Below are 26,200 nucleotides of genomic sequence, written 5' to 3' on the forward strand. Positions count from 1 at the left end.
GTCAGGCTCCCACAATGTTCAGGACGAAAACGGTAGCAATCCCGGCGCCCATGAAAGTCGCGGTGGCCACCATCGAACGCTGTGAGAAACGGCTCACCCCGCACACCCCGTGCCCGCTGGTGCAGCCGCTGCCCAGGCGGGTTCCGAAGCCGACAAGCAATCCGGCTATCACCAGGACCGGCCAGCCGGCAAAGGCAGCCGGCTGCCAGTCGGTGCCATGGCGTATCGCCAACGCGCCGAGAGGTAGTCCGATCAGGAACGCCCACGCACTCGTGCGCGCCATGCTGCCGTCGGCGATACCGGTGCCGCGCGCCAGGATGCCCGACACGCCGGCGATGCGGCCGGAGCCAAGCAGCATCAGTGCCGCGGCAAGACCGATCAGCACCCCGCCGATCAGGCCCTGCAGCGGAGCCGCTTCGGGAAAGCCCGGCAGCATCACAGCGCGTTCACCGGGACCTTGAGGTACGAAATTCCGTCCTGCTCGGGAGGGGGCAGGTGCCCGCCGCGCATGTTGACCTGGATCGAGGGCAGGATCAGCTTGGGCATCTCCAGCGTCGCATCACGCTGGGTACGCATCTCGACGAACGCGTCCTCGGTCACACCTTCGTGCAGGTGAACGTTGGCGGTGCGCTCGGCCAGCATGGTGGTTTCCCAGACGAACTCCTCCCGATTGGGCGCCTTGTAATCGTGGCACAGGAACACGCGGGTCTTGTCCGGCAGGCGCATCAGGCGCCGCACGGAGCGGTAGAGCAGACGGGCATCGCCGCCCGGAAAGTCCGCCCGGGCGGAGCCGTAATCCGGCATGAACATGGTGTCGCCGACGAAGGCCGCATCACCGACGATATAGGCCATGTCGGCCGGGGTGTGGCCCGGCACGTGCAGCACGGTCAGAGGAATGTCGCCCACCATTAGCACGTCGCCGTCCTCCAGCAGACGATCGAACTGCGAGCCATCGCGCGCGAACTCGGTCCCTTCGTTGAAGATCTTGCCGAACACGCCTTGCACCGTCACGATCTCGCGCCCGATCGCCAGTTTGCCGCCGAGCTTTTCCTGAAGATATGGCGCTGCCGACAGGTGGTCCGCGTGGGCGTGGGTTTCCAGGATCCAGTCGACGCTGAGCTCTTGCTCCTGCACGTAGGCGACGATCTCGTCCGCGGCCTCGAAGCTGGTGCGACCCGACGGCTGGTGAAAGTCCCACACGCTGTCGATTATCGCGGCCTTCCCGGTCGCATCGTCGCTCACCACGTAGGTGGCGGTGAAGGTCGGTTCGTGAAAGAAGGCCCTGACGTGCGGCGCCCGCAGCCTGGCTTCGACCACGGCATTCACCTGATCGATCGCGCTTTCAAGGGTGGTGTCCCGGGTCATACGGTCTCTCCTGTCCTGGTATCTGCTCCGCGGTCCTGGCCAGGTTCGGGGCCAAGTTCGGGGCAGTAGAGTTGATGGAGTAGCGCAAGCACCTGCTCAGCCTTCGGGTCACAGACGCGGTAGAAAACCGACTGCGATACCTTGCGCGTCGCGACGAGCCCTTCGTCGCGCAATTTGGCCAGATGTTGCGAAAGGGCCGACTGGCTGAGGCCGACTCGCTCCGTCAGTTGGCCCACCGACAGCTCGCCTGCCTTTGCGAGAAAGCAGAGGATGAGCAGCCTGCACTCGTTGGCCATGACCTTGAGCAGGCGGGATGCCTCGCCTGCTTGGCGGATGAAGTCTGTATTGGGAGGTTCAACCTGATTCACTGCGATCTCCATTATGTTATGCTAAATTAGCATTATATAATGTAAATGCAAGTGGCGCCCTGTCTGATCGTTCTAGCGCGGGGTGTTTTTGGTGTAAGCTCGGTTCATGTCGGGCATGCTTCGCTCTCACGACGCAGGAAGTCGGCGGGTACCCGCTTCCATAGGTCATCGGACCGCTATTATCGGACCGATCCTGTTGCACCAACGGCGGACGACCTCGTGGCTGATGGCGATGCGGTCAGCGCTGGGTTGACCCAGATCGTCAGTGCAAGGTGAATTTTGATGACGTTTCTGAAGGGTAAATTTTGTCGACCCTTACGAGAATCCTGCTTTCGAAGCCGGGACTTCGAGAGTTCGCCTGTCGACAATTTCGACCAAAAGTCGGACGGCAAAGACATCGAATAGAGTTCTGCCGCAGGTGCTGTCGGTCTAAACGCAACGGGTGTCCGATTGACGAGCACTCCCCGGGCCGCTCCCCACTCGCAATGCATCTCTCTTTTGATCGTCACGCAGCCTTGATCAAGGTGCTACTTCGACTGGCGGAAGCCTTTAGCCCGGCTGAAACCCAGGTGATGGAGTCCCCCCGAAAAGCCGAACGACCCGGTTCCACCTGCGCCCCACCGTTTCGTGGCAGATGTCGGTTCACCGCTTTGACCGCAGATGCTCACCTTTTATTGACCAAGGTAGGGCGCCCGATTTTTTTTCCTGGCTCGCGTGACCCAGATATTAGTCCTGAGCGTGCCGCGAGAACGGCGGCCTGTGTTCGGTTGCGCACTGCAAGTTTTTCAAGAAGCGACCGCAACCGGACCTTTATCAAGCTCTCGGAGCAGTGATCTATGCGGGCAATCTCTTTGTTGCTCAGCCCTTCGGCAAGATAACGCATCATTTGGATCTGCGAAGTGCTTAGCGACACATCCGCTAGAGGATTGACGATCGTCGCAGGGCAACGATCGCACATACTGTCAACGCACAGGCGGCGATTGCGTGCGGCCAATCGAACGAGCTCCCGCAGATCGCTACGGCTCAGATCAATCGGAGCGACGGCAAGGGGAAGATCCCTGGCCAAGAGCGTCCTGCAGAGCGCGTTCTGCTTGTCGTCGCACAGTACTATCCAGTTACCTACGTCGAAACCTAACAGATGCTGTGCCTCTTGCCGCTCATGCACCTCACTCCCGCTTCCAAGGACGTAAATGCCTACGTCTACAAACGAACGGCTAGCATCAGGCGCCCCCAACTCGTCACTAGACCAGGCGACCGAGATGTCATCGGTAACGAGAGTATCGATTATTGCGTCGCGAATAAGCGCCCCATGGCAAACCACGGCTACGGAAATCATCTCAACCATCGTGCGGCTCCTAAATAGAGCTTCAAAACTTCCACTATTTGCCGCGACCCCAGCGAGCGCCTCGAGTTTTTCGCAAACCAAAAATTTTGTGTGATTGGCTGACCTACCCCGCTCGCAAGTGAGAAGTTAACCAAAATTGGCCAAGTAGACAATTAGGAGTTGCGAAATCGCGTCCGGATGTCCGTTTGGGTTTCCGAATGTCCAAAAGTGTTGGCGGCAACTCCAAGCGGCAGGTTGCAAAGCCCAGAATGTACCGACGCCCCTCACATTTGAGAGTCGATTCGGAGTCCTACGGGCGCACCGTTGTCCGGGCGATAGGACTATTCCTATGACCGGGGTACATCACCGTCACCGGAGATATTGGACTTGCCACTCTAAGGGCCCAGGCGGTCCCACTCACGAGGTCCATAAATCGGCGACGGCGTTGTCCCCTTTGTCCAGGCACAAGCACAAAGGGAGAATACCATGAAGACTCTGATCAAATTCGCCGCAATCGCAGCGGTTCCCGCCGCCTTCGCCGCCAGCCCCGCCGCCGCGCAGGATTCTGAGTCCTACACGCTCGCACTATCCGGCTCGGTCGCCAGCAATTGCGAACTCGTACCCGAAGGCAGCGGATCCTACGGCGTCGATATGCTCGACACAGGCAACCAGGGCGTGCTGACCATCGTCTATTCGTGCAACTCGCCCTACACGGTGTCCCTGCAATCGCTGAACGGTGGCATGCGCCATGCGGAGAGCGGCGGCGCGGTCAACATCGACTATGATGTGGAGGCCAGCTTCCTCGGCCTCGGCATCGGTGCGACCTCCACGAATTCCGCCAGCATGCAGGCGTCCCCCGTCGTTATCGTAACCGACAACGACTGGGCGAACATCCTGGTCAATGGCGGAACGCGCACCGGCAACCTCGACCTGTCGTTCGACTCGATTGCCGAATACGCCGTCGCGGGTACGTATAGCGACGAGCTGACCATCACCCTCGCTGCAAACTATTAACCCCCCGCTTACCGAAGTTTGCAGCCAGACCGGGAGGGGGTTCCTCCCCTCCCGGTCGCCTTGCACGCCTCGGCACGGCGGCAGAATGGGGGAACTGCCAATGTCAAACCTGTTTCGTACCTTTGCCACCTTCGCCTGCACAGCCGCCCTGATAGTGCCGGTCCAGCAGGCGGAAGCCTACGACCTCACGCCAATCGTCGTGCAGCTAAAGCCGAACGGTGCGGGATCGAGCCAGACCATGGTCATCACCAACTCGCACGGTGTGCCGATCGCTATCGAGATCCAGGCGTTCCAACGCACGCAGATGCCGACCGGAGAGGACCAGCTCGAGCCCGAAGACGAAGACCTTATCGTCTATCCACCGCAAATGGTGATACCGCCCAACTCAAGCCAGTCCTTCAGGGTGCAATGGGTCGGCGATCCTGCACCCGAACGCGAACTGGCCTATCGCATCGTCACCCAGCAATTGCCGATCCGCTTCGAGGAGCGCATCGATGCAGACAGGGCGGCGGATCTCACTGTGCGCTATCGTTACGAAGCCGCACTCTACATCCTGCCCGACGGCGCCGAACCGTCGGCCCGGTTGGTATCAGTCGAACGCGTACGCGACGAGGCGGGTGTCGAAAGCCTGGAACTCGCGATCGTATCCGAGGGCACCATGCGTGCCATTCTGCACGAGCCGGTTATCGAACTGACAGCTGCGGGGGGAAGCGCGCTGGAGTTGACCGGAGATGCAATCACGCCGCTAGAAGGTCTGAACATCCTGCCCGGGGTGGAGCGCCGCGTCCGCATCGCCGCGCCCGCTCAGCTTCCGCCCGGCCCGCTAAGCGGTGCACTCACGACGCGCTATGTCGTCCTGCAATAAGGTGTGCGGGCGATGGCTTATCCCTTTCGCCCCGCATCTTTCGTACGGGCGGCGGTAATGCTGTTATTGACATGCACACCCTTGGCACGTGCTTTCAGCCAGGAGCCGGGTCGGTCCATTGAGCCAGTTGCCGATCAACAAGACAGGCCCACTACGAACCCGGAGCAAGAATCGACCACTGCCGACCGGCAGCCGGTGGTGGCCGAGAGTGTTGATGCCGATGCCCTGTTCCGACAGATTTTTGGTACGGACCGTCCGGTAACTGCCGCTGGCATCTACGCTGTTCAAGTCGATCAAATCTATGTCGGCGATTTTGCCATCGATCCGGGCAACGGGGGCGGGACGATCGACCCCCAGTTGCTGCGCACCGCCCTTATACCGGTCGCGGTCGGCGATACAAAAGTGGCGCTGGAGCAACTCGCTACGCAGGATAGTGTTGGGTTCGACGACCTCCGCGCGCTCGATTTCGAGGTCGTGTTTGATCCCGGACGCCTTGCCTTGCAGATCGCGATCCCTCCGGAGCGTCGCAACGCGCGTGACCTTGCTCTGCGCACTGCGAGGAGCCGAGCCGAGCTGGATTATGTCGATCAAGCTGACATCTCGGCCTATCTCTCGGCCCGCGCAGGCATTGATGTCATCGAGCAGTCGAGCTTCGCCGACACAGGATTAGGGGGATTGGCCGCCGATATCGATGCGGGTTTCAACATCGGAGGGGTCGCCCTGCAGGCGCGCTTCCGATACGATGAACGCCGCAACTTCAGCCGTCAGGATGTGCGGCTTACCTATGATGATACCGAAAATCTGATCCGGTATGAGTTGGGCGATCTTAGCGTCGGTCGACGGCCCTTTCAACTGGCGCCCCGCATCGCCGGCATCGCAGCCTTCCGCGAATTTCCGATCGATCCCTATCGCAACATTCGCCCGACGCCCGAACAGGGGTTCCAGCTCGACGAGCCTGCTCGGGTCGAAGTCATCCTGAATGGCGCCCCGGTGCGAACCTACGATCTCAACTCGGGTCGTTACAACCTGCGCGATTTCCCACTGATTCCATCCGCCGCGAACGATATCGAATTGCGTATCACCTATGCCAGCGGGCGAACCGAAGTGCTGGTCTATCCTGCTTTCTTCGACATCGAGTTGCTGGATCCGGGACTTGTCGACTTCGCGCTGAACGCAGGCGTATCCTATCGCGACGATGGTGGCCGCCGCATTTATGATACGGGCGACTACAATGTCATCGGCTATGTCCGCCGCGGCTTTACCGACACCCTCACCGCGGGCCTGAGCTGGGAAGGCAACCGCCATTTCGATACGGTCGGGGCGGAAGCCGTCTGGGCGTCATCCTTCGGCTCTTTCGCTTTCAATGCCTCGACCAATATTCGCGATCCAGGTTTCGATACGAGCAGATTTGCTGTGCAATATGCCTGGCGTGATACTGATAGCGTGCGTGGCAGAGCCATCGATGCGCAGGCGATCCTGACGGGTTCGCGTTATCGCACGCTAAATCAGCTCTTCGGCGGCAATGTCATCAGCGTTTCAGCCCAGGCACGAGCAGGGCAGATGATCGGTCAGCGCCTGCGAGCGACAATCTACGGGGGATATGAGGACGCGCGCGAGTTTGGGGAACGCTATTACGGTGGTCTGAGCGCGTCGTATCAACTGCCATTCGGGGCCCTGTCGCTGGGGGCGGAATATCAGGGTGGAACGAATGCAGACGGGGCGATCTTCAGGCTCGCCTATTCGATGCCGCTCGGCCCAGGCACGGCGACGGCAAGCTACACCACGCAGGACAATGCGTTTCGCGCTGATTATACGCGCCTTACCGCACTCGGCGTCGGATCGGTCGGACTTAGTGGCGGCATCGAACGGCGTGACGATTTCGACCGGCAGTTCATACGTGCCAATTATATCGGCAATCGCTTCGAAGGCACACTCGAACAAGTACGCGTCCATGGCAGTAACGGGCTGGATGATATCCGCACGGTCGTCAATTTCGGCACTGCCCTCTACATGGCGGACGGAATGTTCGGCATCGGCCGCCCAATTTCCAACAGCTTCGCTCTGGTCGACATCGACGAGAGGGCCGGCGATTACCAGATTGCTGTCGAACCGCGCCGCGGCTTCGGGTCAACGGAGACCTATTATACCGCTTACAGCGGCGCACTGGGCCCCGCCGTCGTGCCGACCCTACCCCCCTATTTCGATCGCAGCCTGCAGGTCGACGCGCCAGATGCACCCGCAGGAACATCGCTTGGCGGGCAAGTTTTCGCTCTGCGGCCCGGATATCGCAGCGGCTATGCTTTGAAGGTTGGCAGCGCAGCCAATGTCTCGCTGGTAGGCACGCTGACATTCGCAGATGGGAGCCCGCTCGCCTTTTTCACGGGATCAGTCCGGTCCAGCGACGGAAACGACGATAACGACGCCGCGCAGGTCTTCACGAACGCGGCAGGCCGCTTTTTCCTCGACGGTCTTGTTGCCGGCGAAAGTTATGTCCTGACCTTTCCCGGTCAAAGCATAAGCGAAGGAACGATCCTTGCCGTGCCGGAGGATGCACTTGGAATCGTGCGCCTCGACGATCCGGTGGCAACGCGATTGATGCCTCACGAAGAAGGAGAGGAACGGTGAAGGCGTCAATTCAAGCTTTTGCAACGTCCTGCATGCTGATCGTTGCGCCCTCTGTGGCACAGGCGCAGGATGTTCTGGAGGATGACGACTGCCGGCTCGAACTTCAGGTCGACAGCAATGTTGACTGGAGAGGGCCTTACGGCCGGGGATACGACGTCTTCGACACCGAGCAATCATTTGAAATAGTCACGGTTTCGATCCGGCACGAGGGACGTGCCTGCGACTACTTCCTGACAGGCATTGCGGACACTGCAGCGGATACGCCGGCCTTGTCAGGGCCTGCCGGTCGCCTGTTCTATGACGTCATGATTCAGCCTAGCGGCCCTTCCGTGCTGTCACCGGACTATCTCGGCGACCAGTTGTCGCGTGTGCGCGGGCGGTTTCCGCGCGGTGCGGGTGTGCAGACTGTCACCCTTTACGTTGACGTGCCGCCGGGGCAGTTCGTTCCTGGGGGCGCTTACAGTGGCCGCACCGAATTCAGGCTCTTCGAAGATGACTTCGGTTCACCCGAACTTGCTGACCAAGCGGTCCTCGGCATCGTCGTCCCGGTCGCGAGTGCATTGAGAGTCGAGAGCCGCGAGGTCGGGCCGGGTCAGCGCGACCTCAACATTGACCTGGGCGATTTGAGCCAAGGCGCCGATCACACGCTCGACTTCTCGATCGCCAGTAATGCGAGGGTCAGCACGGAGCTGTCATCAGCAAATCGCGGACGACTTGCGCATTTCGCGAATGCACCAGGCATCCCCTACCGCGTCTGGATGGGCGGACAGGCGCTTGATCTTTCGCAGCCTCTTGTGCGGCAGGAAATTGTCGTTCCCGGTGCGTCCACTACCGCACTGCCGGTTAGGGTCTCGGTCGATCCGCAGCCCGGTGCGGCAGCGGGCGATTATTCCGACACGCTGACGATCACCTTCGTCGTCGATGATTGATCGGAATGCAGGGGGCGCCCCGTCAGAAACGTCTTGTCAGGCCAATACGCAACTGGCGAGGCTCGACGATGCGACTGTTAGTGCCGGCGACACCCCCGAGAGGCTCGCCTGGCAAACGGGTCTCGTAAAAATAGTCGATGTCATTGCCATCTGAATTCATGGCATTCAGCAGCTCAAGATGAAATTCCCAGCCCTCATTCGACTGCAGGTTTTGCGGTGTCCACGCAATGCGAGCATTGACCAGAGTTGTCGCTTCGCCGCGGACCGAATTGTCCTCCAGCAAGGCGTGCGGACCAAGATAGCGAAGCCGAACAGCGGCGTTCCAATCTGCAAAAGCCGCAATCGCACCGAGTTCACCAGAGGATTCAAGGGCGCCCGGTACGAAATTCTCACCCTTCGGAAGCCCGGTGAAGCGCGAGGTTGTCCCTGTCCACACCGCGTCGATCGCCAACCAGTCCAGAGGACGGTAAAAAGCGGTAAGCTCGTATCCGTGCCGTTCGCCGGGATTGGATGGCTCGACAGCGCCGGAATCGCCGACATAGATCAACTCGCTTTCGATACTGCTCCACCAGTAAACGCCGGTGAGTATCAGCCCTCCTCGCTCGACCCGAAAGCCCAGTTCCTCAAAGTCTCCTTCTACCAAGCCGGGCGCCGGATCGATGGGGCTGGTCACGCCGCGCGCATCGTTGGAATGAAAGCCCTCGCCCCGGTTTGCATAGACGGCGAACCCGTCGGCAATCTCGTAATTCAGTCCGATCTTGGGGCCTAGGGCGTCGTCTGAAACTGAGCCTGACCAGCTTGCGGCACCTTCCAGCGCTCTGGTTTCGAAATCATACCAGTCGGCGCGTATTCCAGCGATCACCATCAGTCTTTCAATCGGACGCCACACGGCCTCTGCGTAGAGACCGAGCGAAGCTTCCTCGACGGCAAAGGCGCCCACGGTACGTTCCGTCGCACCTGCGATCGTCTCGTCCAGACCGACACGCGCGATGTCATCGTATCGTGCTTCGGCGCCTACGCGCAATGTCATGCTGCTGGACAGGCGCGCCGTGTGTTCCAGACGCCCACCGTATGTCCAGAGACTGTCGTATTGACGGATCTGGTCGCCATTTGCCGGATCTTCGAGAAAAAACGTGAAATTGGACAGCAGGCTCCAATCATAATGTTGGGCAAACGCCGTGATGCGCCAGTCGTCTGAAAGAAAGTTGACCGTGAAAATGCCGCGCTCGCTGTCCCCGCGCAATGTAACGTCGAGCGAACAATAACGGTCGGCGCACAGGGGCGTGCCCACGACACGATCCGGTATCTGTTCGGTCGGGGCCCATGTTGCGTTGTAATAGTTGTAGCTCACAGAAAGATCACCGGTGCCGAGCGGCAGTGTGAATTTGGCAAGCGTCGAATAGCCTTCAAAGTCCTCCGGCAATTCCCACGGGCCATTGTTCAATCTTGCTTGTCCGATCAGCAGGAGATCCCCGCCTGCAACGCGTACTGAACCGCCGCCTGCGACGCGGTAATAGTCGAAGCTGCCCGCCTCCACGGTGACAAACGGGTCAAGGCGATCAACTGTTGCGACAGCGGATGACCCCACGAAGCTGAAATCGCCGGCGTCCGCACGATACGGGCCCTTGCGGTAGTCTACCCGAGCTACGGACTCCGGAATGAGGCCGTTGACATCGAGATACCCCTGCCCGTGACCGTGCGTGCGAAAGTTGAGCGGCACATCATCGAGATAGACCGAATAGTCGGTTCCATGGTCGAGATTGAAGCCACGCAGGAAGAACTGGTTGGCCTTGCCGCCTCCCGAATGCTGGGTCGCAATAAGGCCTGGGGTCGATTCCAGCAGTTCGCCGGGGCGCAGTAGCGGACGCAGGGAAATGTCTGCCCCCGCTATCCCGCCTTCGCTGGCCGCCCCTGCATTGCCAATGCGCTCTTCTCCCCGGCCAAAGACATAGATTTCCTGTGTTGTGGATCCTGTTGCATCAGGATCGTCCCCTGCTTCATCCACCTGCGCTCGCGCGGAGATGGCGGGTGCCAGTGAGATGGCGATGCCGAAAAGCAGTGCGAAACCGGAGGCAGGATGTGTCATCCTTAGTCAACTGCCAGCGACACTCTCGCGCAGCACCGTAAATTACGGTAATCGGCCTGTTACATGGACGTTACAGCGAAATTTGCGGCGGAAGCCGAACGGTTGAGGGCAGCCGGCGTTGTCGGGCGTGGCGGTCGCCTGCGCGATCTGTTCGATCATCTGGTTTCCCGTGGGCCGGATGGTCATCCGATGACCCAAGACGAGATTGCTCGAGAGGTATTCAGGCAAGACGAGACTGACGCCGACGATGCGACAGTACGCGTCTACATCCATCGCCTGCGCAAGAAGATCGACAACTTCTATGCCATGGACACGGACATCGAGAGGGGTTGGCGTATAGCTCTCCCTTCCGGAACATACGCCTTGCGGCTGGAAACCGACCCGGAATTTGCCCCCACTGTGCGATCCCGGTGGGGTATGCCGGCCTTGTTGGGAAGTGTTATCACTGCCGCCGTCATGGCGCTGGTCTTCGCCTTCGTTCAACGCCCCGCATTTCCAAATGCGATCTGGCAGCCTCTCGCCCATTCTGACCGCCCGGTGTTGCTGGTGATCGGCGATTACTACCTTTTTGGTGAAATCGATCCCGTTCGGCCCGAGTATGGGCGCTTGATCCGTGATTTCCGGGTGAACGGACCAGAGGGTTTGGCGGCCCTTCAGCAATCGGAGCCAGCCCGGTACGGCAATGCCGAGGATGTCGGGCTGAACTACCTTCCCTTTTCGAGCGCATACGCCCTTCGCGAATTGCTCCCGATGCTTTCGGAGGCCGGAAAGGATGTAACCGTCATCGCCGGCTCTTCGGTCAAACCTGACATGCTCAATTACTTCGATGTGGTCTATGTAGGGCTGCTGAGTGGCATGCATGTGCTTGAGGAGCAGACGTTCCGAACAAGCGGTTTCAAGGTTGGCGAAAGCTACGACGAACTGACTGATCGCCGAAGCGGTAGAGCCTACATAAGCAACGAGGCGCGTAGCCTTACGTCACCGGCCTTCTACGAAGATTACGCTTATCTCGCTCGGTACACGGCACCCACTGGTGCAGCCATCATCGTGGTGGCCAGCGAACGGGATACGGGCTTGCGCGCGGTAAGCCCGGTTGTGGCTGGAGCGGACCTTCCTGACGGATTGGCTGACGTCAGCCCTCAGGGTTCATTCGAAGCGTTGATTGCAGTTACCGGGCAGCAAGGGGCAGACCTTTCCCATCGGACGCTGATAGTGCGCGCCAGACCATGAGCATGTTCGTTGCCAGGGGTGCTGTCAGTCTGATCGCATCTCGTCTTCGATTGGCGAGACTTCTCCCTGGTCAAAAGCCTTCGGCCAACGGGCGCATTGTATCGCCCTACCCTCGCCGCCGCGGAACGCTGGCGGTGCCTTTGGCGTAGCGAGCGAAGACTCGACCGGGCGCGCCTTCGAGATCTTTAGGCGCAGGTCGAAGCGTCGGATATTTCGTCATGAGCTACGCGCAATTCGGTTAGGACCGACGAGACCCGCGTAATATCAAGATGTTGGGCCGCTATCGAATTCAATATTCGCACCAGTCCCATCCATTATCAAATCAGGTGCCGCTCCATCCATGTCGGTAATCTCAGGCTTAGACCATTGCTCTTTAAATATCATGTCTGACCCTTTTCAGAAGTTGGCTGGGAAAAGTTTTAAAAGGACCACATATTCGCTGCCCCTCGCCTCAAACAGCTTTCCGTAATGCGGCGAGTGCAGTACGCGCGATTTGGCAGCAATTGCAAGAGGGACGCCCATGACTATTCGCGAATTGATAGCATACGTCGCGTTGGCCGGGATCGTGTTGATCCTGGCGGCGCTGGTCGTTCACTACAGGCGTCGGCGATCCGGAGACCGTAAAATCGGGCGCCGTGGACAATGGTGACGCATTCACCTGGCAGGGGACTGAGGATCCGTAACCCACGATCAGAAACTGTAGAGGCTGGTAGGCCGCGCTCTTACTGAATTGCAAAGGATACTCGGGCCGCTGCTCTCCTGAAAACCTGGATGTCGCGTGGGGTCTCGCTTCCATCGACCGAAGGGAGTCGTCCTATGCGTGGTGAACTGACGTGCTCGAGAAGTTCAGCTCCTCAAGATTTCCTGATAGAGCGAGAGGTATTCGTCCGCCATTCGCTCCACGCTGAAACGCTCCATGGTCCGGCGGCGGATCGTTTCGCGGTCGAGGTCGCCGACCCGGGCCACCGCGTCGACCGCCTCGGCAGTGCTGTCTACCAGGAACCCGGTGACACCGTCCTCGATCAGTTCCGCCATCGATCCGCGCCGGGTCGCGATGACGGGCGTGCCACAGGCCATGGCTTCGACGACGGACAGGCCGAACGGTTCGTCAAAAGTGATCAGGTGCAGCAGTGCCCGCGCCTGGCCGAGCGCCGTGATGCGCGCCGCGCCGCCCACCGGGCCGTGATAGCGCACGCGATCACCCAGCGCCGGTTTTACCTCGCGATCGAAATAGGCGCCATCCTGCACGATGCCGTAGATATCGAGCGCTCGCCCGGCCGCGCTGGCCGCCGCAATCGCCTCTGCCGCGCCCTTGTCGGGATGGATGCGCCCGAAGAACAGCAAGCCGGGGGCGCCGTGGCGATCCAGGGGGAAGTCTTCCATGCGAATGCCGTGGTGGATGGTGGCGGCATAGCGCAGGTCCGGGTGGCGGTCCGCCGCGCTGATGGCCACGAAATGGACACGGCGATCGAACGGCTTGTACATCGGCATGATCCGCTCGGACGAGAAGCCATGGATGGTCGTCACCATCGGGGTATCGACGAGGTTGGCAAAGGCATGGGCCGGAAAATCGGCCTGGTTGTGGATCAGGTCGAATTCGTCCGCACGCTCGAACAGATGGGCCAGGTGGCGATATTCCCAGACCTTGGCATCGATCGCCGGGTCTTCTTCGTAAGGCGCGGGCACCACGCCCGCGAGCGTGGCCGTCGTCAGGCTGTCCAGCGTCGCGAACAGGGTAACGTCCACGCCGCGCGCCACCAGGGCCTCGGTCAGGAGATGCGTCACCAGTTCCCACGGGCCGTAGTGGCGAGGCGGAGTGCGCCATGCGATCGACGCGAGCATGGCGATTTTCATTGCAGAACCAACCCTTCGTCAGGTCGCAGGATTCCGGCCTGCGGTTCGCCGTCGAGCGTGGAGAGTAGCGGCACGGTGTCCCACGGAACGGCAATCGCGGCATCGGTCAGATTGAGCAGGATGGTGAGCGTGCGATCCAGATGCGCGCGCTCGAACGCGATCACCCCGGCGGGTGCATCCAGCAGCCGCATCGCGCCGATGGACAGCGCGCTTTCCTGCCGGCGCAGCGCCAGCAGGGCCCGCGTCAGCGCCAGCATCGAAGAGGGATCGGCGTCCTGTGCTGCAACATTGCGCGTGGCCCAGTCGGGATTGAACGGCAGCCACGGTTCGGCCGCGCTGAAACCGGCGTTGGGCGAGGCGTCCCACGGCATCGGCGTGCGCGAGGGATCCCGGCCGATATCGAGCGCCGGCTGGCGGAAATGCTGCGGATCGCGGATGCGATCGGGCGGGATCTCCACCTTCCCGATGGCCAGTTCGTCCCCCTGGTAAAGCGTGGGCGTGCCGCGCAGGGTCAGCAGCAGCATCATGGCGACCCGCGCCTGCGCCTCGCCAACGCGGCCCGCGATCCGGGGCGCATCGTGGCTGCCCAGCACCCAGTTCGGCCAGCCATGCGGTGGAAGGGAGTCCAAATATTGCGCCATGAGGTCGCGCAGCCCGTCGGCATCCCACGCGCTTTCGATGAGCTGGAAATTGAACGGCAGGTGCACCTGGGGCCTATCGACCGTCCCGTACCAGCGGGCGTGGCGATCGTGCGGCAGGAAAATCTCCCCGACCAGGAGCCGGTCGTTGTACTGGTCGGCCAGCGCGCGGAACTCGGCGCTGATCGCATGCGCTTCCGGCTGGTCGGTGGAATGGCGCTGGATCAACCGGTCGCGTTCGGTGCGATCCGGGGTCCAGTCCGGGTTTGGCGGGTTATCGGGCAGACCCTCGGCCTTCACGATGTGCCACAGCACGTCGATGCGAAAGCCATCGACACCGCGATCGAACCAGAACTTCAGCACGTCGATCATGGCAGCTTTCAGCTGCGGGTTGCGCCAGTTGAGGTCCGGTTGTTCGGAAAGAAAGGCGTGGAGATAATACTGCCCCGTCGCCTCGTCCCACTCCCAGGCGCTGCCGCCGAAGTCGCTGATCCAGTTGTTGGGCGGGCTGCCATCCGGTTTGGCATCGCGCCAGATGTACCAGTCGCGCTTGGGATTATCGCGGCTGGAACGGCTTTCCTGGAACCACGGATGCTGGTCGGAGGAATGATTGGGGACGAAATCCAGCAGGATCCTGAGCCCGCGCCGATGGGCTTGCGCCAGCAGTCTATCAAAGGTTTCGATATCGCCGAACAGCGGCTCGATCCCGCAATAATCCGCCACGTCGTAACCGAAATCGGCCATGGGTGAGGGAAAGATGGGCGACAGCCAGATCGCATCGACGCCGAGCGCCGCGATATAATCGAGGCGCGCGATGATGCCCGCCAGATCACCGATCCCGTCGCCATCGCCATCGTTGAAGGATCGCGGATAGACTTGGTAGATGACCCCGTGTTGCCACCAGGCGCTCGTGTCCGAATTCTGCATCCAGCGGTGTTGCCAGCTCGCCGCGCTTAGGGGAACCATGGATTATCCACGGGGTGCTTCACATCGCGCTGCCTCGCAAATGCTTGGTCAACCTGAGCTGGCCATTCCCTAAACGCTGCATTCCCCAAATGGCGCGGCGATCACCGGGAAAGCCCCCCCGCGTAAGCAAAGTCGCAAATGGCTTCGGGCTCCCAACCTTCCTACCACGCCCTCAAAACGTTGTTCTTCGCCATCGGGCTGCGAGCCCATTATCGGACCCACTTGCCTGCGCCCGGGATTGCAAAGATCGTTCTGGCGGCCATTGAGCGATGACTGCCGCAGCAGAATGATCGCCTCGTCCATTTGGTTTGTGCGCAACTGCGCCATGAAGGGCTGTTGTTCGCGTTGGGCGTCTGGGGCGCATGTCGATAGACGGCTTTTTGACCGTTCGAGCCGGTCGGCCGTCCGTCGTTCAACAAATGTCGAAAATCACAGATGAGTCGTCAGAATGTCGCGGTCAGGTCGACATAACCGTAGACAGGATCCCCGAAACCATTGGCATTGGGCGCATCGCTAAGGAAACGGCCGTTGATAAGGACCGACGCGCCTGTATCGAGGCGCAGAAAATCGGGCACGAACCAGTACCGCAGGCGGCCTTCCAGCTGGTTCCCGCCAAATGTGCCTGACAGTCCGGACGCATCGCGTACTCCGGTGTTGGCGAAACTGTCAGTGGCAGAATCCAGGAAGGCTGCGCGGTACTTCACGAAGCCGTCGAGCCGGGCAGAGGGCTTGAATTCGAAGTCCATTCCGATCGCCGACAGGTTGTTGCGCCCCAGCGGACCGTAGATGCCGGTAGGCCCATAGTCCGAACGGCGCGGGCCGTAGAGGCTGTCGAAACGGCCGAAGTCGCCGCCCGTCCCGTCGCCTGTGGCGTAGTCCCAGACGGCTGCGATGCGTGGCTGCCACGGGACATCGAGGCGATAACCTGCGTCGAGGTGGAGGAAATGCGCCGATACGTCCTGCACCGGCGAGCCGGCCGCGGTGGTGACGCTTCTTTCTCCGAACTGATAGGCATATTCGATCTGATAATCGAGGTGCCCGGCGCGCGGCGCTCGCAGAAACCGGAATCCCGGCGTGGTAAGCTGCCTGTCGCGGGTCGAGACGCTGCCCCGGTCATCCTCGTCGAGGCCGTAGACGTAGGCCTCCAGCGTGTGACCCGCGACCGGGGTGGTCCCGAACAGACCCCAGAAGACGAGATCGTCGCCCTCGTGGTCCCAGCGCACCTCGTTATCCAGCACACCGGCCTTATCCGCGGGCAGGCGCTGTTGCGGAAACGTGTAAAAGGCGGTCACCGATCGACTGTCGGTTCCCGCCACATCCAGCCGCACGCCGGTAAAGGCGTTGGTGGCGTTGCGGAAGTTGTTGCGACCCACAAGGCGGCGCGAACCCAGGTCCATGGTGAATCGCCCCGCGGTCAGTGATGTCGTCGACCCTTCACCCAGCACATCGCCGAGATCGGCGCCGACATAGGCCTGGACCAGTTCCAGTGCATTCACGTCGCCGTTGTTCACCGAACTGCCCTCGTCACCGCCATAGGCCCGCGCGTCGAACAACTCGCCGCCGATGCGCACCGGACCTGCATCATATTCGGCGGCAAGGGTAAAGCGCATGGTGACGAGGTCGTCGTTCTCGTCGAGGCCGGGGCGGAACTGGTTGCCCAGCACCTCGTAGCGAATGCGCGCGCTGCCGCTGATTGTCAGGCCCTCGGGGCTGCCTATCGCGTCCTGTAGATTGAACGGCGCATCGGTATCGGCCTCCTGGGCGCAGGCGGGCGAGGTTGCGATGAACAGGGCAAGAACGGTCATTCCGGCAAAGCGCTCAAGCATGGTCAAATCCTTCCAGTAAGAGGCAGGTCAGGCGGCGAGCTGATCGAGGGGGAAAACCTGCGCTCGCTCGATACGCAGCGCCAAGCGTTGGCCGCAGGCGGGCATTGGGTGTTGGCTGTCGATGTCGACCTCGATCGGTTGCGCGTTGCCGCCGAGACTTCCTTCCACCCGCCAGACCCCGCCCTTTCGATAGGCTGTGTCGACGATCAGCGGCAGGCAGCCGGGGCTGTCATCGCAGAGCGCGACATCGTGCGGACGAAAGTCCAGCCGAGCGCGCCCATGAGGGGCGGCGCCGATATGGGTATAGACGGGGCGCCCGTGGAAGTGCGCCTCGCCGTCAACCAGCTCGACTTCGAGGCTGTTGGTATCGCCGACGAAGTCCGACACGAAGCTGGAATGTGGGTGCATGTAGATCTGCTCGGGTGTGCCGACCTGTTCGATAACCCCGTGGTCCATCACCGCGACACGGTCCGCCAGTTCCAGCGCTTCTTCCTGGTCATGGGTGACGAAGATCGAGGTCAGTCCCATCTGCTCGTGCAAATGGCGCAGCCAGCGGCGCAGGTCCTTGCGAACTTTGGCGTCGAGTGCGCCGAAGGGTTCGTCCAGCAGCAGCAGCCGCGGCTCGACCGCCAAGGCCCTGGCGAGCGCCACGCGCTGGCGCTGGCCGCCGGAAAGCTGGCCGGGGAAGCGGTCGCCAAGGTCGCCAAGCTGGACGAGGTCGAGCAACTCCATCGCTCGCTTGCGTATCTCGGTCTTGCTCGGGCGCAGGCGGCGCGGACGCACGGAAAGGCCGAAGCCGACATTGTCGACCACGCTCATGTGCCGGAACAGCGCGTATTGCTGGAATACGAAACCCACCTCGCGCTGGGCGACAGCGAGTTGAGTCACATCGTTGCCACCGAACAGGACTCTGCCCCGATCGGGAAAGGCGAGCCCTGCGATGATGCGCAGCAGCGTCGTCTTGCCCGACCCCGAGGGGCCAAGCAGGGCGAGGAACTCCCCATCCTGTACCGACAAGTCGATCCCCTTCAGCGCGTCAAAATCCCCGAAGCGCTTGGTTATGTTCTCGAGCGTGATCAAAGCACGGTTCCCTTGTGGCTGGAGGACAGGCGCCATTCGAGCGCGGACTTGAGAACCAGGGTGACAAGCGCGAGCATGGCGAGGAGCGAGGCGACCGCAAAGGCGGCGACGAAGTTGTATTCGTTGTAGAGAATCTCGACGTGAAGCGGCATGGTATTGGTAAGGCCGCGCAGATGACCGGAAACGACCGAGACCGCGCCGAACTCGCCCATTGCGCGCGCGTTGCACAGCAGCACGCCGTACAGCAGGCCCCAGCGGATATTGGGCAGCGTGACATGCCAGAAGGTCTGGAAGCCGCTCGCCCCCAGCGAAAGCGCCGCCTCCTCATCGTCGCGCCCCTGCTCCTGCATCAACGGGATCAATTCGCGCGCAACGAAGGGGAAGGTCACGAAGACCGTCGCCAACACGATGCCGGGGACGGCGAAAATGATCTGGATGTCGTATTCGCGCAAAACCGGTCCGAGCAGGCCGTGCACTCCGAACAGCAGGATGTAGACAAGGCCTGCCACGACCGGCGAGACCGAGAAGGGCAGGTCGATGAAGGTGACGAGCACGCTGCGGCCTGGAAAGGTGAATTTGGCGATGGCCCAGCTGGCGGCCACGCCAAACACGACGTTGAGCGGCACGGAAATGGTGGCCACCAGCAATGTCAGCTTGATGGCGGAGATCGCATCGGGCTCGCCCAGCGCCTGCATGAAGGGGCCAATCCCCGTCGACAGCGCCTCAGCGAAGACGACGATGAGCGGGAGCAGCAGGAAGACCAGGAGGAAGCCCAGTGCCAGCGCGATCAGGCCGATCGCGCCGGGGGTGAGCGGGCGGGTGGGGGCGGCGGCGACGACGCTCATACGCCCATCCTGTGCCGGCTCCAGGCCTGCACAACGTTGATGAACAGCAGCATCGAGAACGAGATGAGCAGCATTACCAGCGCGATCGCGGTCGCCCCGTCGATGTTGTACTGTTCAAGCTGGGTGACGATCAGCAACGGACCGATTTCGGACCGGAATGGCATGTTGCCGGCGATGAAGATGACCGATCCGTACTCGCCCACGCCGCGGGCCAGCGCCAATGCGAAGCCGGTCAGTAGGGCGGGCATGATAGCCGGGAAGATCACCCGCGCGAAAACCTGCCAGGGCGCTGCGCCGAGCGAGAGCGCGGCCTCCTCGACGTCCACGCTGAGGTCGGCGAGCACCGGTTGGACCGAGCGCACGATGAAAGGCAGGCCAATAAAGATCAGCGCGATGGTGATGCCGATGGGGTTGTAGGCGGCCTGGATGCCCAGCGAGGACAGGTAGGCGCCGATCCAGCCGTTGTCGGCATAGATCGCGGTCAGGGCGATGCCTGCGACCGCGGTGGGCAGGGCGAACGGCAGGTCGATCAAAGCATCGAGCACGCGCTTGAAGGGAAAGCTGTAACGGGTGAATACCCAAGCGATCAGCAGGCCGAACACCGCGTTCACCAATGCGGCGGCGAGCGCCGTGCCGAAGCTGACCTTGTAGGCGGCGATGGCCCGTGGCGAAAAGGCGGCGGCCGCGAAGGCCTCCCAGCCCATCCCCGCCGATCGCACGAAGATCAACGACAGCGGAATCAGCACGATCAGCGAGAGCCAGCCGATCGTGACGCCCATCGTCAGCCCGAAACCCGGGATGATCGAACGTCGGGCGCGCGAAGCCTTTTTGCTACGCAGCGGCGACCGGAATGCGAGATCCTGTTCGCTCGTCACAGCCCCGGGCGCGAGGCTGGCCATCAGCGTGGCTGCTCGAAAATACGGTCGAACACGCCGCCGTCGGCGAAGAACCGCTGCTGCGCCGCCTGCCAGCCGCCGAAGTCGGCGATGGTGACCATCGGCACGTCAGGAAACTGATTGGCATATTTGGCCCGCGCCGCCTCGCCGGTGGGACGATAGAAGTGCCGCCCGATCGCGTCCTGCGCCTCTGGCGTGTAGAGAAATTCGAGGTAGGCCTGCGCCACCTCCTGCGTGCCATGGCGGCGGGCATTGCCGTCGAGCACGGCAACCGGCGGTTCTGCCAGGATCGAGATCGAGGGGATGACGATGTCGAACTCGCCCTCACCCAATTCCTGCCGGGCGAGAAAGGCCTCGTTCTCCCAGGCAAGAAGCACGTCGCCGATGCCCCGTTCGGAGAAGGTGGTGGTCGATCCGCGCGCACCGCTGTCGAGCACGGGCACGTTGCGGAACAGGCGCGTGACGAACTGCTCCGCCCCTTGATCGCCGCCGTAGGTCTGCTGGCCGTAGGCCCAGGCAGCCAGGAAGTTCCAGCGCGCGCCGCCGCTGGTCTTGGGGTTGGGCGTGATGACCTCGACCCCAGGACGCACGAGGTCGTCCCAGTCGCGAATGTTCTTGGGATTGCCCGCGCGAACCAGGAACACGATGGTCGATGTATATGGCGAGGAATTGTTCGGCAGGCGCGCCTGCCAGTCTTCGCTCAGGGCGTCGGACTGGGCGGCGATTTCGTCAATGTCGTAGCCGAGCGCCAACGTTGCGATGTCGGCATCCAGCCCGTCGATCACGGCGCGGGCCTGCTTGCCGGATCCGCCGTGGCTCATGTTGATCGTGACGGCCTGGCCGGTTTGCTCCCGCCAACGGGCGGCGAACATCGTGTTGATGTCTTCGTACAGTTCGCGGGTGGGATCGTAGGAGGCGTTCAGCAACTCGATGGGGGCAGCGTCGCCCGCGTCACGCGCCCCTTCCTGTGAGCAGGACGACAGCGAAAGGCCAAGAACGAAGAGCGGGGCAACAACCAGCGAAGCGGACAGGCGCATAGGAAACAATCTCCAGACTCGCCGCAAGGAGCGACAACCTGGATAAATACCCAACAATCCCTATCGGTCAACTAGGTTTACGCAGAGCGCCGCTCAAGCCCGTCGTTGAGACCGTCCTCCAGCGCGGCGGCGATGGTCCGGCTGTCGAGTACAGTGCGACTGGCATCGTAGGCGCGCGCGAACTCGCGCCGCAGCACGCAGCTCCGCTCGTCCACGCAGTCTTCGCACGAGCGATAGGCCTGGCGCGACAGGCAAGGCAACGGCGCGAGCGGGCCTTCGAACAGCCGCAGGACCTCGCCGAAAGTCACCGTATCTGCCGGCCGAAGCATGGCATAGCCTCCGCTCTTTCCGCGGCGACTTTCAAGAATGCCGGCCTTGCGCAGGTCCAGCAGGATCTGTTCCAGATACTTGTGCGGGATAGCATAGGCGCGCGCGATCTCCGCGCTCGCCAGCGCCTCGCCGACCGGCGCCTGCGCAATGGCGAGCAGCGCTCGGAACGCATAGCGGGCCTTGTTTGAAATCATCGCGAATGCCTAGTTACAAACTGTGGATTTTGCAACACGCTCAGTAGAATGCCCGGAGCGCGACCAAGGCGACCACAAAGCAGATAACCGTCAGCGGTGCGCCGAGGCGCGAGAAATCGCCGAATCGGTAATTGCCCGCACCCATGACCATGGCGTTGTTGTGATGGCCGAACGGGGTGAGGAAATCGATCGATGCACCGATCGCCACGGCGATCAGCAGCGGCTCGATCGGCGTGCCGGTACGCACCGCCAACTCGGCGGCGATGGGGCTCAGCACCACTGCGGTGGATACGTTATCGATGAAGGGCGTGAGGACGATGCCCATAGCCAGCACGGCCGCGATGACAAGCATGGGGGCTTGCGCCGGAAGCCCTTCGGCGATCGTATCGGCCAGCACGCGCGCGGCCCCTGTTTGCTCAACTGCGAGGCCAAGGGGGATCATGCAGCCGAGCAGGATGATGACACGCCAATTGATCTCGGCCAGTGCGCGGCGCAGGTCGAGAAGGCCGGTCGCAACCAGCGCCACCACGACCGCCCCGAAGGCAATCTCCACCGGGGCGAGGCCGAGCGCGGTCACCGCGACGCCAAGCACGAAAAGCCCGGCAGCCAGCCCGCGCGGTGCGACTGGTTCCGTTTGCTGACGCGAGGAAAGGAGCAGCAGGCCAGCCTCGCGCGCCAACATGCGCACGGCATCGCCAGGGCCGACCAGCGCAACCACGTCGCCCATGGAAAACTGCAGGTCTGTGAAGCGCCCCTCTATCCGGCCCCGCCTGCTTGCGAGCCCATCCACCCGGACCTGCCCGCCGGACAACGGCTCGACATCCTCCACCCGGGAGCCGACGAGCAGGCTCTCGGGCATGACGACGGCTTTCATCACCTCTTGCTCATCGCCCGCGCGGATGCCTGCCAGTCGCGCGTTGGCCTCGAGCGCGGCGAGGTCGGCTTCCGTGCCCTCGATCAGAATGTCGTCCCCTTCCTGCAGCACGATCGCATCGCGCCGGGCGAAGAGGTGACGGCCGCCGCGCAGAACGCCGTGCGTTGTAAAATTGCCTGCCTCCTCGGCCTGGGCCAACGACATCCCGGGCAGCCGCGACCGGGCGGTAATCGTGCGCTGGGCAACGAATTGCAGCAGGTCTGCCGGGGCCGCCGCGACGCCTGACGCACTGTCCGCCGCTGCGCCGAGCCGCGCGAAAATACGCGGTGTCGCCAGGACCAGCCAGGCTATTCCAGCAAGCACCAGCAGCCCGCCGACCTCGCCTAGCTGGAAATAGGCGAGGCCACGGCCCGTCTCGGTCACCATCCACTCGTTCACCACCAGGTTGGCCGGCGTGCCGGTCAGCGAGCACATCCCGCCCAGCAGGGTCGCAAAAGAGAGCGGCATCAGCACGCGACCCGGCGCCATGTTCAGTTTTTGCGCGAACGAAAGCGACACGGGAAACAGCAGCGCCAGCGCACCGATATTGTTCATGAAGACCGAGACGAGCGCGCCCACCGAGCACAGCAGCGCGATCAGCGCGCGTTCGGAGGAAATACGCGCCGCGACGATCTGCACCACTTCCTCGATCACGCTGCTGCGCGCGAGCACGGTGACGATCAAAAGGATCTCGATCACGGTGACTACAGCGGGGCTTGCAAAGCCGGTGAAGACGGCAGTCGCCGGCACCAGTCCCCCCAGGTAGGCCACGGTGAGGCCTGCCAGCGCGACGGTTTCGACACGCCAACGCTCCATTGCAAAAGCGATGAGCATGGCCGCCAGCAGTACGGTGATGAAGGTCTGATCGACAGTCATGGAGCGAAGTCTAGTGACAAAGGTATTTCGGGGAAACGCGAAAGCGCAAGCTGCGATTTATCATGCCAGCTGTTGAAAGAGCCGGCCGGGTCAGATCGTCAGACTGTGCCGTTTACTCGACCGGCCTGTAAAGCCCGGCAACGGTCGATCCGGAATCGTATGGCAGGCGAGATTAGGCGGTCGTTTAGCCGCACTCGATTCAGTTCTGTCAGATCGCTTCCGCAATCAGCGCGATGTTGCTAACCGACGCGCATGAAGCCCGCGTTGCACCCGCTTGAAGATGATCGCCTGCGAGAGCTACGTCGCTACGGCATTCTCGACACCGACAAGGAGCGCGAATTCGACGAGCTAGTCGAGATTGCGTCAGAAATCTGCGAAGCTCCGGTGTCGGTCATCAACTTCATTGATGATAGTCGACAATGGTTCAAAGCGGAGGTCGGGCTTGGTGTCAGGTCAACCCCACTCGAAACGAGCCTGTGCGGCCACGCGATACTGCAGGGCGATTATATCGAAATACCTGACACTCTCGACGATGCGCGCATGGCGGATAATCCCCTCTGCACCGGCGATCCGGGATTCCGCTTCTACGCTGGCTCTGTTCTCAAAGGACCCAGCGGACTCCCGCTAGGTACGTTGTGTGTCTTGGACCATAAGCCACGGGAATTGTCAGAGCATCAGCGCAAAGTTCTTCGGGTCCTGTCGCGCCATATTATGCGTGAACTCGATTTGCGACTGGCACTGGATCAGGAGCAGACGCTGCGGCGAGAGGTGGATCACCGGGTCAAAAATTCGCTCTCCTCGATCGGCGCGCTGCTCTCGATGAAAGCGCGGAGGGAGACCGATCTGGCTGTTCGGCGTGCGCTTGAGGATGCGAGCGGCCGTATTCGTTCCCTGTCAGCGCTCCATGCGGAACTCCACGAGCTAGACGGCGACGATCTTGTCGGCCTGAAATCGCTGTTCATGCGTATAGAGAGCGATTTGCGGCAATTGCTGCCTGATGGAATTGTACTCGCTATAACAGTGAGCGATGACCGTGTCGGTCCGAGACTGGCCAATTCGCTGGTGCTTATCGTGAACGAGTTCATTGCCAATTCCGCCAAGCATGCCTTCGGATCGAGTAGTGGTTCGATCACTGTCGATATCGAAGTCCGGTCTGGTCGACTGACCCTAGTTTGCCGCGATGACGGAACCGCTGGCCCCACAGAAGCCGAGCGTGCGGCGACAAATTCAGGTCTGGGGACACGGGTAATCCATTCCATCGCTTCATCGATGGGTATGATGCCTCAATGGCGGGCAAGCGGAAGGGGAATGGAGTTGAAAATGGTCGGCGCAGTCGCAAGCACTGCGAACTGAGCCGATGGCGGGCTGCGGTGGAATTTGACCCGATAGCGGAAGCTCTGCTTCCAACTTAATAGAAGCAGGAACCCGTCTCATTTTATTCCTCAATTGGAGTGGCGCACCGTCTCGTGGCTGCTGTAGATCCCGTGCTCGAACAGCAGGCCCTCCACGTTCCGCAAGCTCAGCGGAAAGCGAACGTACATCACCACCACCAGGCGGATCACCTCAGGTGACGAATTGAAATAGCGGAATGGGCTGGCTGGTTTGCGAGGTCGGGGCATGGCCCTGACCTCAAGCCATTACCAACCGGTGCATTTGCTCTGACAGAGCCTTCGTCGCTCATGCCAGACGCCGCGTGTGCCGGAACCGGGCATAGCGGTTGAGCAGGTCATTGATGATCTGGTCACGTGTCAATCCGGTCAGGTCGTGCGGTTGGTCGCCTTCGGATGTGTGCGCCATGGCGCGATAATGCTGCCGTTTGGCGCCTTCGCTCTTGCGGCTTTCGACATAGGCGAAGCTCGCCGCGCGATAGGCACGGGCGCGCACGGTATAGCGGAAGGTGCCGTGCCCGTCATGCGGGACCTCCAGCACAAGATGCTCTTCATCGTGTTCGAGGGTCGGGACCAGGCCATTGTCGCGCATCTGCTGGGCCATCTCGGTCAGCGCACCGGACACCGTCGTCGCCAGAAAGTCTGTCACCTCCGTCCGGTCATGCGATTGCGTGATGCTGGCAAGTCGCTGTCGCCAGGTCAGCCCCGCAGGCTCGTCGGGAAGCGCCGAGGCCGCGATCGACAAGTCGACCGGCGCGCTCAGACTTTCCGTCTGGAGCGCGCGGAGCAGGCCATAGCACATGAACACCATGATTACTGCTAAGGGCAGCGCGCTGGCGATGGCTGCCGTCTGCAAAGCCTGTAGCCCACCCGCGACCAGCAACACAGCGGCGACCAGCCCGGCACACAGCGCCCAGAAGATGCGCTGCCATACCGGCGGATCGTCCGCCGCACCATTGGTGATCATGTCGATGACCAGAGCGCCCGAGTCCGCGGATGTTACGAAGAAGGTGATGATTAACAGGGTCGCGATGCCCGAAGCGATGCCTGAGAAAGGCAGCTTCGCAAGCGTTTCGAACAGGGCGACTGGCAGGTCGTTGGCAACGATTTGCGCGATCGGGGCAACGCCGCTCAGGTCCAGCGCGATCGCGGTATTGCCGAACACGGTCATCCACAGGAAGGTGAACAGCACGGGCACCAGCAGCCTGAACAGCATCGCGAACCAAGAAATGTAGCTGTATTCGGCCTCGCAATCGTCCGGACCCAGCCTGATGTTCCCGTAGCGGCTGATCATCAGAAACAGCACGAACACCAGAAACCCCGCGACAGCGAGTATGTAGAACCATCCGAAACCGATGATGATGGTGGCTTGAACAGTGGTGAACAATCGCTCCGCCTGTTCGGGGAACAGCGCGCCGAATAGCACGAAGGCCAGGATCAGCGCAGCCGATGTAACGAAGAGGGGTGCATTGACCTTAATGCGGAGCGCGCGCGCGGCGGGAGCCGCTTCTATCAGTACTGGATCAGCCATTCGCGCTCCTGTCCGTTGGC

21 protein-coding genes and 1 pseudogene are annotated in these 26,200 nt (G+C 61.6%); 6 read left to right on the forward strand and 16 right to left on the reverse strand.

The features are described from left to right. Position 1: 1 nt before the first annotated feature. From GRI62_RS09565 to GRI62_RS09580, 4 genes are all read right to left on the reverse strand, one after another. Entirely contained in the window at positions 2-436 is a 435-nt protein-coding gene (locus GRI62_RS09565; RefSeq protein WP_188669312.1) for a YeeE/YedE family protein, read from the reverse strand. Then, positions 436-1,365: an MBL fold metallo-hydrolase gene (locus GRI62_RS09570; protein ID WP_131453148.1), complete on the reverse strand. Its 930-nt coding sequence runs from the start codon at positions 1,363-1,365 to the stop codon at positions 436-438. Before GRI62_RS09570 ends, GRI62_RS09565 begins: the two co-directional genes overlap by 1 nt. Next, entirely contained in the window at positions 1,362-1,745 is a 384-nt protein-coding gene (locus tag GRI62_RS09575; protein WP_131453149.1) for an ArsR/SmtB family transcription factor, read from the reverse strand. The genes GRI62_RS09570 and GRI62_RS09575 overlap by 4 nt, the downstream gene beginning before the upstream one ends. 652 nt (positions 1,746-2,397) lie before the next feature. Then, positions 2,398-3,078 (reverse strand): helix-turn-helix transcriptional regulator, encoded by a 681-nt coding sequence (locus GRI62_RS09580; protein WP_131453150.1) that lies wholly within the window; start codon positions 3,076-3,078, stop codon positions 2,398-2,400. 465 nt (positions 3,079-3,543) lie between these two features. On the opposite strand from GRI62_RS09580, the gene GRI62_RS09585 reads away from it, so the two are divergent. The 4 genes from GRI62_RS09585 to GRI62_RS09600 all read left to right on the forward strand — a co-directional run bounded on the left by GRI62_RS09585 (position 3,544) and on the right by GRI62_RS09600 (position 8,490). After that, positions 3,544-4,071, forward strand: a complete 528-nt coding sequence (locus GRI62_RS09585) for a hypothetical protein (protein WP_131453151.1) — start codon at positions 3,544-3,546, stop codon at positions 4,069-4,071. A 100-nt stretch (positions 4,072-4,171) separates the two neighbouring features. Beyond that, on the forward strand, positions 4,172-4,936 hold the full coding sequence (locus GRI62_RS09590; protein ID WP_160731854.1) for a fimbrial biogenesis chaperone: 765 nt from the start codon (positions 4,172-4,174) through the stop codon (positions 4,934-4,936). Positions 4,937-5,017: 81 nt separating this feature from the next. Next, positions 5,018-7,561, forward strand: a complete 2,544-nt coding sequence (locus GRI62_RS09595) for a fimbrial biogenesis outer membrane usher protein (protein WP_131453153.1) — start codon at positions 5,018-5,020, stop codon at positions 7,559-7,561. Between the two features lie 32 nt (positions 7,562-7,593). Next, positions 7,594-8,490 carry a Csu type fimbrial protein gene (locus GRI62_RS09600; RefSeq protein WP_131453154.1) on the forward strand — a complete coding sequence of 299 codons (897 nt, stop codon included), beginning with the start codon at positions 7,594-7,596 and terminating at the stop codon, positions 8,488-8,490. A gap of 22 nt (positions 8,491-8,512) precedes the next feature. Here the strand turns inward: GRI62_RS09600 and GRI62_RS09605 are convergent, their stop codons facing one another. Continuing rightward, positions 8,513-10,576 (reverse strand): TonB-dependent receptor, encoded by a 2,064-nt coding sequence (locus GRI62_RS09605; RefSeq protein WP_131453155.1) that lies wholly within the window; start codon positions 10,574-10,576, stop codon positions 8,513-8,515. 63 nt (positions 10,577-10,639) lie between these two features. Between GRI62_RS09605 and GRI62_RS09610 the strand changes: the two genes are divergently transcribed. Then, positions 10,640-11,806 (forward strand): helix-turn-helix domain-containing protein, encoded by a 1,167-nt coding sequence (locus tag GRI62_RS09610; protein WP_131453156.1) that lies wholly within the window; start codon positions 10,640-10,642, stop codon positions 11,804-11,806. A gap of 846 nt (positions 11,807-12,652) precedes the next feature. On the opposite strand, the gene GRI62_RS09615 is transcribed toward GRI62_RS09610, so the two are convergent. The 9 genes from GRI62_RS09615 to GRI62_RS09655 all read right to left on the reverse strand — a co-directional run bounded on the left by GRI62_RS09615 (position 12,653) and on the right by GRI62_RS09655 (position 23,261). Next, complete coding sequence (locus GRI62_RS09615) at positions 12,653-13,660, reverse strand: glycosyltransferase family 4 protein (RefSeq protein WP_131453157.1); 1,008 nt, start codon at positions 13,658-13,660, stop codon at positions 12,653-12,655. Next, the gene (locus GRI62_RS09620; RefSeq protein ID WP_188669364.1) at positions 13,657-15,225 is read right to left on the reverse strand and encodes an alpha-amylase family glycosyl hydrolase; all 1,569 of its coding nucleotides are present in this window, start codon (positions 15,223-15,225) and stop codon (positions 13,657-13,659) included. The genes GRI62_RS09615 and GRI62_RS09620 overlap by 4 nt, the downstream gene beginning before the upstream one ends. A 482-nt stretch (positions 15,226-15,707) precedes the next feature. Further along, positions 15,708-17,069, reverse strand: coding sequence for an alginate export family protein (locus GRI62_RS09625; protein WP_160731855.1), 1,362 nt, complete (start codon positions 17,067-17,069; stop codon positions 15,708-15,710). Positions 17,070-17,117: 48 nt separating this feature from the next. Beyond that, positions 17,118-18,170, reverse strand: coding sequence for a sulfate/molybdate ABC transporter ATP-binding protein (locus GRI62_RS09630; RefSeq protein ID WP_199799921.1), 1,053 nt, complete (start codon positions 18,168-18,170; stop codon positions 17,118-17,120). Then, complete coding sequence (gene cysW, locus GRI62_RS09635; RefSeq protein WP_131453161.1) at positions 18,167-19,015, reverse strand: sulfate ABC transporter permease subunit CysW; 849 nt, start codon at positions 19,013-19,015, stop codon at positions 18,167-18,169. Before cysW ends, GRI62_RS09630 begins: the two co-directional genes overlap by 4 nt. Beyond that, positions 19,012-19,914 carry a sulfate ABC transporter permease subunit CysT gene (gene cysT, locus GRI62_RS09640; protein WP_131453162.1) on the reverse strand — a complete coding sequence of 301 codons (903 nt, stop codon included), beginning with the start codon at positions 19,912-19,914 and terminating at the stop codon, positions 19,012-19,014. Before cysT ends, cysW begins: the two co-directional genes overlap by 4 nt. Continuing rightward, positions 19,914-20,948: a sulfate ABC transporter substrate-binding protein gene (locus GRI62_RS09645; protein WP_131453163.1), complete on the reverse strand. Its 1,035-nt coding sequence runs from the start codon at positions 20,946-20,948 to the stop codon at positions 19,914-19,916. Before GRI62_RS09645 ends, cysT begins: the two co-directional genes overlap by 1 nt. Positions 20,949-21,025: 77 nt before the next feature. Further along, on the reverse strand, positions 21,026-21,472 hold the full coding sequence (locus tag GRI62_RS09650; RefSeq protein ID WP_131453164.1) for an RrF2 family transcriptional regulator: 447 nt from the start codon (positions 21,470-21,472) through the stop codon (positions 21,026-21,028). Positions 21,473-21,512: 40 nt separating this feature from the next. Further along, entirely contained in the window at positions 21,513-23,261 is a 1,749-nt protein-coding gene (locus GRI62_RS09655) for an SLC13 family permease (RefSeq protein WP_131453165.1), read from the reverse strand. A 252-nt stretch (positions 23,262-23,513) separates the two neighbouring features. On the opposite strand from GRI62_RS09655, the gene GRI62_RS09660 reads away from it, so the two are divergent. Next, a complete protein-coding gene (locus GRI62_RS09660) occupies positions 23,514-24,614 on the forward strand; it encodes a sensor histidine kinase (protein ID WP_131453166.1) in 1,101 nt (366 codons plus the stop codon). A gap of 101 nt (positions 24,615-24,715) precedes the next feature. Here the strand turns inward: GRI62_RS09660 and GRI62_RS09665 are convergent. Together GRI62_RS09665 and GRI62_RS09670 are read right to left on the reverse strand one after the other, a co-directional pair. Further along, positions 24,716-24,880 (reverse strand): annotated as a pseudogene (locus GRI62_RS09665) (IS6 family transposase); the annotation flags it as partial. A gap of 58 nt (positions 24,881-24,938) precedes the next feature. Next, positions 24,939-26,180, reverse strand: a complete 1,242-nt coding sequence (locus GRI62_RS09670; RefSeq protein WP_131453167.1) for a BCCT family transporter — start codon at positions 26,178-26,180, stop codon at positions 24,939-24,941. Between the last annotated feature and the right edge of the window lie 20 nt (positions 26,181-26,200).

The sequence above is a fragment of the Aurantiacibacter arachoides genome (genome assembly GCF_009827335.1).
Taxonomy (GTDB): Bacteria; Pseudomonadota; Alphaproteobacteria; order Sphingomonadales; family Sphingomonadaceae; genus Alteraurantiacibacter; species Alteraurantiacibacter arachoides.

Excerpts from the sequence above, each read along its gene's own strand:
- GRI62_RS09565 (WP_188669312.1), bottom strand. The coding sequence starts at position 436 with ATGCTGCCGGGCTTTCCCGAAGCGGCTCCGCTGCAGGGCCTGATCGGC.
- GRI62_RS09570 (WP_131453148.1), bottom strand. The coding sequence starts at position 1,365 with ATGACCCGGGACACCACCCTTGAAAGCGCGATCGATCAGGTGAATGCC.
- GRI62_RS09575 (WP_131453149.1), bottom strand. The coding sequence starts at position 1,745 with ATGGAGATCGCAGTGAATCAGGTTGAACCTCCCAATACAGACTTCATC.
- GRI62_RS09580 (WP_131453150.1), bottom strand. The coding sequence starts at position 3,078 with ATGGTTGAGATGATTTCCGTAGCCGTGGTTTGCCATGGGGCGCTTATT.
- GRI62_RS09585 (WP_131453151.1), top strand. The coding sequence starts at position 3,544 with ATGAAGACTCTGATCAAATTCGCCGCAATCGCAGCGGTTCCCGCCGCC.
- GRI62_RS09590 (WP_160731854.1), top strand. The coding sequence starts at position 4,172 with ATGTCAAACCTGTTTCGTACCTTTGCCACCTTCGCCTGCACAGCCGCC.
- GRI62_RS09600 (WP_131453154.1), top strand. The coding sequence starts at position 7,594 with ATGCTGATCGTTGCGCCCTCTGTGGCACAGGCGCAGGATGTTCTGGAG.
- GRI62_RS09605 (WP_131453155.1), bottom strand. The coding sequence starts at position 10,576 with ATGACACATCCTGCCTCCGGTTTCGCACTGCTTTTCGGCATCGCCATC.
- GRI62_RS09610 (WP_131453156.1), top strand. The coding sequence starts at position 10,640 with ATGGACGTTACAGCGAAATTTGCGGCGGAAGCCGAACGGTTGAGGGCA.
- GRI62_RS09615 (WP_131453157.1), bottom strand. The coding sequence starts at position 13,660 with ATGAAAATCGCCATGCTCGCGTCGATCGCATGGCGCACTCCGCCTCGC.
- GRI62_RS09620 (WP_188669364.1), bottom strand. The coding sequence starts at position 15,225 with ATGCAGAATTCGGACACGAGCGCCTGGTGGCAACACGGGGTCATCTAC.
- GRI62_RS09625 (WP_160731855.1), bottom strand. The coding sequence starts at position 17,069 with ATGACCGTTCTTGCCCTGTTCATCGCAACCTCGCCCGCCTGCGCCCAG.
- cysW (WP_131453161.1), bottom strand. The coding sequence starts at position 19,015 with ATGAGCGTCGTCGCCGCCGCCCCCACCCGCCCGCTCACCCCCGGCGCG.
- cysT (WP_131453162.1), bottom strand. The coding sequence starts at position 19,914 with ATGGCCAGCCTCGCGCCCGGGGCTGTGACGAGCGAACAGGATCTCGCA.
- GRI62_RS09645 (WP_131453163.1), bottom strand. The coding sequence starts at position 20,948 with ATGCGCCTGTCCGCTTCGCTGGTTGTTGCCCCGCTCTTCGTTCTTGGC.
- GRI62_RS09650 (WP_131453164.1), bottom strand. The coding sequence starts at position 21,472 with ATGATTTCAAACAAGGCCCGCTATGCGTTCCGAGCGCTGCTCGCCATT.
- GRI62_RS09655 (WP_131453165.1), bottom strand. The coding sequence starts at position 23,261 with ATGACTGTCGATCAGACCTTCATCACCGTACTGCTGGCGGCCATGCTC.
- GRI62_RS09660 (WP_131453166.1), top strand. The coding sequence starts at position 23,514 with ATGAAGCCCGCGTTGCACCCGCTTGAAGATGATCGCCTGCGAGAGCTA.
- GRI62_RS09670 (WP_131453167.1), bottom strand. The coding sequence starts at position 26,180 with ATGGCTGATCCAGTACTGATAGAAGCGGCTCCCGCCGCGCGCGCGCTC.